The sequence below is a fragment of the Roseofilum sp. Guam genome, from assembly GCF_017746735.1.
Lineage (GTDB): Bacteria > Cyanobacteriota > Cyanobacteriia > Cyanobacteriales > Desertifilaceae > Roseofilum > Roseofilum reptotaenium.
Window position 1 is genome coordinate 20,582 of the sequence record NZ_JAGHZN010000062.1, and the last position, 6,475, is coordinate 27,056.

Below are 6,475 nucleotides of genomic sequence, written 5' to 3' on the forward strand. Positions count from 1 at the left end.
GGGGTAGTATTGATGTCTGAAGAGTCCACCACCTTAACTTCAGAAAAGGTGAAAGAAAAAGCTATTGATCTTGGTTTTAGTCAAGCGGGGATAGCGGTGTTTGATCGGGCGAGCGCCCAACAAGGGACTCAAGGACTGCAAAACTGGTTAGCCCAGGGCTATCATGCAGATATGGATTGGATGGCAAACCCCAAACGCCAAGATATTCGCAGAGCTTTTCCCCAGGTAGCCTCAATTATTAGTTTATCGCTCAATTATTATACGCCCTATTCTCAACCCCAAGCATCGGAGTATGGCAAAATTTCTCGCTATGCTTGGGGACGAGATTATCATCGGGTGATTGGCAAAAAGTTAAAGGTTTTTACGGTATGGTTACAGGAACAGGGGCAAGATATCCAACTTAAAGCCTATGTGGATACCGGGCCGGTTCAAGATAAACTCTGGGCCCAAACCGCAGGCTTGGGTTGGGTGGGCAAAAATGGTAATCTGATTACCCGTAAATTTGGCTCCTGGGTGTTTCTGGCGGAGATTTTGACGAATTTGACCTTAGAGCCAGATAAGCCCCATACAGAACATTGTGGGACTTGTCAGCGCTGTATCCAGGCTTGTCCTACTGGGGCGATCGCCGAACCCTTTGTCGTCGATGCCAATCGCTGTATTGCTTATCACACTATCGAAAATCGGGCTGAGGAATTGCCAGAGGCGATCGCCGAAAACCTCAACGGATGGGTTGCTGGATGCGATATTTGTCAAGAGGTTTGTCCCTGGAATCAGAGATTTGCCCAACCCACCCATATCCAAGAATTTCATCCCTATCCAGAAAACCTTGCCCCCAAACTGATCGATCTAGCGAATTTATCTGAACAAGAGTGGGATCGACGCTTTCGCGCTTCTGCTCTCAGACGCATTAAACCCCAAATGTGGAGAAGAAACGCCCGCTCTAATCAATTAAAAATTAAAAATCAAAAATTTGATCCCTGAGAGGCAAGTTGCTCTCAGCCCCTTGTTCAGTGCAACATCATACAGAAATGATATTATTCCTCCATAATTCCATGCTCTCTTAAGAGCTGGGCTAACCGTTCTGCGCGTTGATGTTCCTCTTGGGCTTTTTCATCCCCAGTTAAGATCAGGTTTCCCTGAGCATCACACCAGCGCAACCACTGATACTCAAAATCCTCAAACACGCCATTCCAGAGGGTTAATCCTAATTGAATACCGTCCATCCAACTATGGGGGAGCAGATGATAGCTTAACCCTCTTAGCTCATAGACTTGAAGGGTTTTCTCCGATAGACAATGGAAGGGATCAAATACAGCATAATAGGGTACTCTGGCTCTGGCATAGTCTTCCAATTTCGAGCCTAATTCATTGCCCACCTTATTAGAGACAATTTCAATAGCAACATCAGGGGGTTTCCCTAGGTTCCAGACAAAATAAGAGCGATTTTTCTTTTGACTCATATCTTCGGGCAGTTCTACCCCAAAACTGAGGAGCGCATCAGGAACTAGGGGGGGATAGTCTTTGCCATAGAATAAGCCTACATTAGCCATGGCAATGAAGGATTGATCCATCTCCAGCCCACTGTACAAGCAGGTGGTTAACAAGCGCTGTTGCTTTTCAGAAATGAGATTATCCACGGGTGTATCATCTTCGGTGACAATATCGCTGACATCGGGTTCGCCAATATCTTCCCAGTCGAGAGCAGGGGACTGTTCTGGGGAGGTGGTGAGCGTTGGATTCATGGGGTTATAGCGCTTCGCGCGGTAATAGGTAATAGGTAATAGATACGGTAAAAGATCAATTGCCATTCTAACGTCGTTCTATAATTCTAGGCGATCGCTCGTTACCCGCTCCATTTGTTGAGGATCGTGACTTGTCCAAATACAGCACCTGTAAGGATTTTCCTGAATCCAATTATCGATTAAATCTTCAACTTTTTCTGTGGTTTGGGGGTCAAGAGATGCTGTTGGTTCATCTAAAAATAAAATCATTGGGTTGAGTTGCAGAGCGCGAATTAAACTGAGAATTTGCCGCTCTCCTCCGGATAGGGTAGTCGCCGGTCTTTGCAGAAAATCTGAAGGACGATTCAGTTGGGTGATTAGCCTTTTGATAGACTCTAGATTATAGGTTTTATGTTCATGAATATTAAGGGTATAAACAACCTTTAAATTATCTTCTACTGTTCCTTCAAATACGCTTGATTGTTGATGAATATAAATGGCTTGGGAACGATAATAAGGAAAGATTTTTGGGGTCAAACTGCGCTCTTTTCCTGGCTGTTTTGACCATAAAATATGACCTTCATCCAGGGGGTCTAATCCCGCTAAAGCGCGTAATAATAGGGTTTTTCCTTTCCCGGATGCTCCCACTAACCCCAAGCGAGATCCTGGGGTTAAGCTCAAGGTTAGGTTTCTCCAGAGCCATTTTCCTTGGATTCTGCGCCCAATTTGATGAGCGGATAAACAAGTATTGGTATTCATATATCTAGCGCTTCGCACTGGTAATGGGTGATTGCTCTCTGAGTTGTTCCCCTATTCCCTATTCTTCACCTAACTATGGCTATAGCGAAAGGCATTATCCCATAAATAATCTAAGATTTCCAAGGAATCATCTAACGATTTGACTTGACACTTGCCCCACTCATCATAGCTCAATAAAGGAATACCCGATTGGGGTTTACCCTGGAGGTTGTTTAAGGTTCCTCGAATATTATATAAATTATTCAGGGGGCCATTAATATCGAAGTCGATACGGCAATTCCAGGTTTTTTCCATCCAAGACTCAATGCGATCGTCTAAGTGTTCTGGAGTCATGGGTTTGCCACTGGTGAGCAAATGATAGTAGACTAAAATTATCTCTTTACATTCTTCTTCCTCTGCCACATCAATAAGGGTGTGAAATACACTGGTATTGTTGGCTAAGTTCTTGAAAAATAGAGTCTCAGTTACCTTCTTCTGAAATTTTATCTTTTTGTTTTTGTAAGTATTATACTGCTTAAATGCAAATCCACCAAAAGCGACTAAGAGAGATAGGGTAGCCAACAATGCAGGGGTTAAATTCCGTACATCTTCTTCATTAGCTTTCATATCTTCCATTCCGGGTAAAGTACCCGTAAAAAATAGGATAACACCTACAAGAATTACGATTTGTGGCAAGATCTTGATTAAGACAGGAATCGCTGCACCAATGGCTGATGCGATTAAGATGATTCGGTCTTTCCAAGTCATGCTCACTTTGACATTGGGAAACAGAAGTTCTAAATCAAATTTAGGAACATTTTTATAATAAAATAGATAAATTTTCCCTGGTTTAAATTTTATATCCTCATCTTTGGCAAAATAGGATTCATCTTTAAACTTAATGGCCACGACAACGCGCTCGAAAATATCCAGATCTTCCTTAATGGTGCGAAACCATTTCTTACGAGTAATGAGTTGATAAATATCTCCCTGACAATAGAATAGCATTCGATCGAAGTCGTTAAAATCAATATCAGTTTTGAGTTCAATGAGGGATCGTTGGCTAAAGGCTTCCTCTAGGGTCTCTTGGGAAAGAGGGAAGTAGTTGGCTCGTTGCAAAACTTGCTCAAAGCGATTAAAGAAATCGACTTCCATCTGCTGTTGATGGGCGGACGTGAAGCTTTGAAACTCGGAGAGTTCTTCATAGGGATTAAAGGGTGTATAATAGTCCTTGAGATCTTCTAAAATTGAATGGAAGTGAAAATGATAATAGGCGGATAGAAGCTGACAAAATTGACGAAATTTTTCCTGTTCTGGTTTGGGGAGTTTTCCATCTCTGAGACATAAGTCAATCAGATGATGGCGGTCAAAGGGAATATAAGCTTCGCGATCGCTATAATGAGCCATAGGTCACAGAAAAGTCGAGAATCAAAGGGAACTGAAGGAGGTGTCCTTGTGAGAGTTGGTATCATAGGCACGGGCCTGATGGGTGGCCCCATGACCCTAAAATTGCAAGCATCCGGATATCAGGTCACTGCCTATAATCGTACACCAGAGAAGCTGAAATCTTTAGCAGAAGCTGGGGTAGCGATCGCCACTTCTGCTCTTGAAGTGCTACAATCATCGGACTGTACGCTCCTCATGCTGACCAATGGAGAGGCGATCGCTGAAGTTATCCTCAATCCTACCACCCGACCTAGATTAGCCGACCATACCATTATCCAGATGGGAACGATTGCCCCCACGGAAACCAAAACTCTGGCTCAACAGGTTCGCGACTATGGAGGACACTATTTAGAAGCTCCCGTATTAGGCAGTATTCCCGAAGTGAAGAAAGGGACACTCTTGGTGATGGTGGGTGCGTCAGAAGCCGACTTTGAACAGTGGTGTCCCCTCTTGCAAACCTTTGGCCCGGAACCGCTCCACCTTGGCCCTGTGGGGAGTGCAGCCACGGTAAAATTAGCCATGAATCAACTGATTGCATCCCTAACAACCGCCTTTGCTCTGAGTTTACATCTGATTCAAGAGGAAGGGATCGATGTAGAAGCCTTTATGCAATTGGTGCGTCAAAGTGCCCTCTATGCACCCACCTTTGATAAGAAACTGCAACGAATGCTCGATCATCAGTATAGTAATCCCAATTTCCCTGTGAAACATCTGCTCAAAGATACCCGTTTATTTCTGCAAGCGGCGAATGATCTCGGATTAGAGGGGAGTATGCTGGAAGGGATCGCCAAAGTGTTAGAAAAATCTGGCGATCGCGGCCATTTCGATGATGACTATTCTGCCCTCTTTGAAGGGATAGCACTTCGCTCTAGGGAAGAGTAATACCATTTCTGTATGAATATTGAAATCCTCTATCAACGTCTAGATATCACTCCCCAGCAACTCCAGGTATTCTGCCAGAATGCCCAAATCATTGAATTGGCCTTGTTTGGCTCCATCCTCCGTGATGACTTTAGCTCTGAGAGCGATATCGATATCCTGGTCACCTTTGCTCCCAACTACAAAATTAGCCTGTTAGACTTTGTTGGACTTGAATACCAACTGCAAGACTTGTTCAACCGAAAGGTCGATCTCGTCAGTAAAAAAGCCGTTGAACAAGACCGGAACTGGCTTCGCCGTCAGGAAATTCTCAATCATTATCAGGTCATCTATGAATCGCGATCCCTTCTATCTGCTTGATATTGCCCAAAATGCCCAAGATATCATTAACTTTGTTCAAGACATGGACGAAGCTACATTCCTGACTGACCTGAAAGCCCAAAAAGCGATTCTCTACAGCATTACTATTATTGGAAAAGCCACTAAAAAACTTTCCACCCAACTCCGGCAGCAAAATCCCCATATCCCTTGGCGACAAATTGCCGGAATGCGTGATAAATGTGTCCACGACTACCGACAGATCGATCTTTCTCAAGTCTGGGAAATCACCCAAACGAGCATTCCAGAACTTCTAGAGGATATAAAGCTTCTCTTATCGGTACAAGAGGAGCAACAAGAATAACTTTCAACTTTTTATAAGAAACATGCCGAAAACCCCGTGAATTCATTCCGGGGATGAAGGCTAAGGGCAGGTTAAAACCTGCCTATAAAAATTTGATTCTTACACGAGAGCGTGATAAGATTAATATATTGGTGCGATCAGAAGAAATGATAGTTTACGAATTCAAAATTAAGGCAAAACCAAACCAATACGCAGCCATCGATGAAGCGATCAGAACTGCCCAATTCATCCGTAACAAATGCCTACGTTATTGGATGGAAAGATTAGGTAATTCAAGAAACGATCTAAATAAATATTGTGCTTTGTTGGCTAAAGAATTTAGTTTTGCCAAAAACTTGAACAGTATGGCGAGACAAGCTTCTGCTGAACGTGCCTGGTTTGCAATTGAACGTTTTTACGAAAACTGTAAGAAGAAAAAGCCCGGCAAAAAAGGATATCCTAAGTTTAAGAAATGTTCTCGCTCAGTGGAGTATAAAATCTCCGGATGGAAGCTCCTTTCTCCCAAGCGAATCAAGTTTACAGACAAGCAGGACATTGGAGAGTTAAAACTTGTAGGAACTTGGGATTTAGGATATTATTCTACCGATCAAATCAAACGAGTTAGATTAATTCGGAGGGCAGACGGATATTATTGTCAATTCTGTATCAAGGTAGATATCAGAATTGAAGTAGAGCCAACCAATCAAATGATTGGGTTGGATGTAGGGCTTAAGTATTTTCTGGCTGATTCAAATGGACACACTGAGCCGAATCCTAGGTTTTATAGAGAAGCGGAAAAAATGCTCAAAAGGGCTAATCGCCAGAAGTCCCAAAAATACCGTAAAAACAAGAAACCTCAATCCAAAAATTATCAGAAGGCTAGAAAAAGGTATGGCCGGCAACATTTGAAAGTAAGTAGGCGGCGAGAAGAACATGCAAAAAGATTTGCACGTTCCGTTATCCACTCTAACGATGTGGTTGCCTATGAAGATTTGAATATCGCCGGCCTGGTTAGAAACCATAAACTAGC

General features: G+C 43.1%; 8 protein-coding genes. 5 read left to right on the forward strand and 3 right to left on the reverse strand.

Annotated elements, in window-relative coordinates; translation table 11 throughout:
* Positions 1-12 precede the first annotated feature (12 nt).
* Positions 13-981 carry a tRNA epoxyqueuosine(34) reductase QueG gene (gene queG, locus J7529_RS21195; protein ID WP_318730612.1) on the forward strand — a complete coding sequence of 323 codons (969 nt, stop codon included), beginning with the start codon at positions 13-15 and terminating at the stop codon, positions 979-981.
* Between the two features lie 53 nt (positions 982-1,034).
* Here the strand turns inward: queG and J7529_RS21200 are convergent, their stop codons facing one another.
* The 3 genes from J7529_RS21200 to J7529_RS21210 form a co-directional block, all read right to left on the reverse strand.
* Positions 1,035-1,808, reverse strand: a complete 774-nt coding sequence (locus tag J7529_RS21200; RefSeq protein ID WP_318730613.1) for a Uma2 family endonuclease — start codon at positions 1,806-1,808, stop codon at positions 1,035-1,037.
* Between the two features lie 12 nt (positions 1,809-1,820).
* Positions 1,821-2,480, reverse strand: coding sequence for an ATP-binding cassette domain-containing protein (locus J7529_RS21205; RefSeq protein ID WP_318730614.1), 660 nt, complete (start codon positions 2,478-2,480; stop codon positions 1,821-1,823).
* Positions 2,481-2,549: 69 nt separating this feature from the next.
* Complete coding sequence (locus J7529_RS21210; RefSeq protein ID WP_318730615.1) at positions 2,550-3,866, reverse strand: TMEM143 family protein; 1,317 nt, start codon at positions 3,864-3,866, stop codon at positions 2,550-2,552.
* A 48-nt stretch (positions 3,867-3,914) separates the two neighbouring features.
* On the opposite strand from J7529_RS21210, the gene J7529_RS21215 reads away from it, so the two are divergent.
* From J7529_RS21215 to J7529_RS21230, 4 genes are all read left to right on the forward strand, one after another.
* A complete protein-coding gene (locus J7529_RS21215; RefSeq protein WP_318730616.1) occupies positions 3,915-4,787 on the forward strand; it encodes an NAD(P)-dependent oxidoreductase in 873 nt (290 codons plus the stop codon).
* Between the two features lie 12 nt (positions 4,788-4,799).
* The gene (locus J7529_RS21220) at positions 4,800-5,144 is read left to right on the forward strand and encodes a nucleotidyltransferase family protein (RefSeq protein WP_318730617.1); all 345 of its coding nucleotides are present in this window, start codon (positions 4,800-4,802) and stop codon (positions 5,142-5,144) included.
* Positions 5,116-5,466 (forward strand): DUF86 domain-containing protein, encoded by a 351-nt coding sequence (locus J7529_RS21225; protein ID WP_318730618.1) that lies wholly within the window; start codon positions 5,116-5,118, stop codon positions 5,464-5,466. Before J7529_RS21220 ends, J7529_RS21225 begins: the two co-directional genes overlap by 29 nt.
* A gap of 146 nt (positions 5,467-5,612) precedes the next feature.
* Positions 5,613-6,475, forward strand: an 863-nt coding sequence (locus J7529_RS21230; RefSeq protein WP_413038952.1) for an RNA-guided endonuclease InsQ/TnpB family protein, incomplete at its 3' end; no start/stop codon positions are given.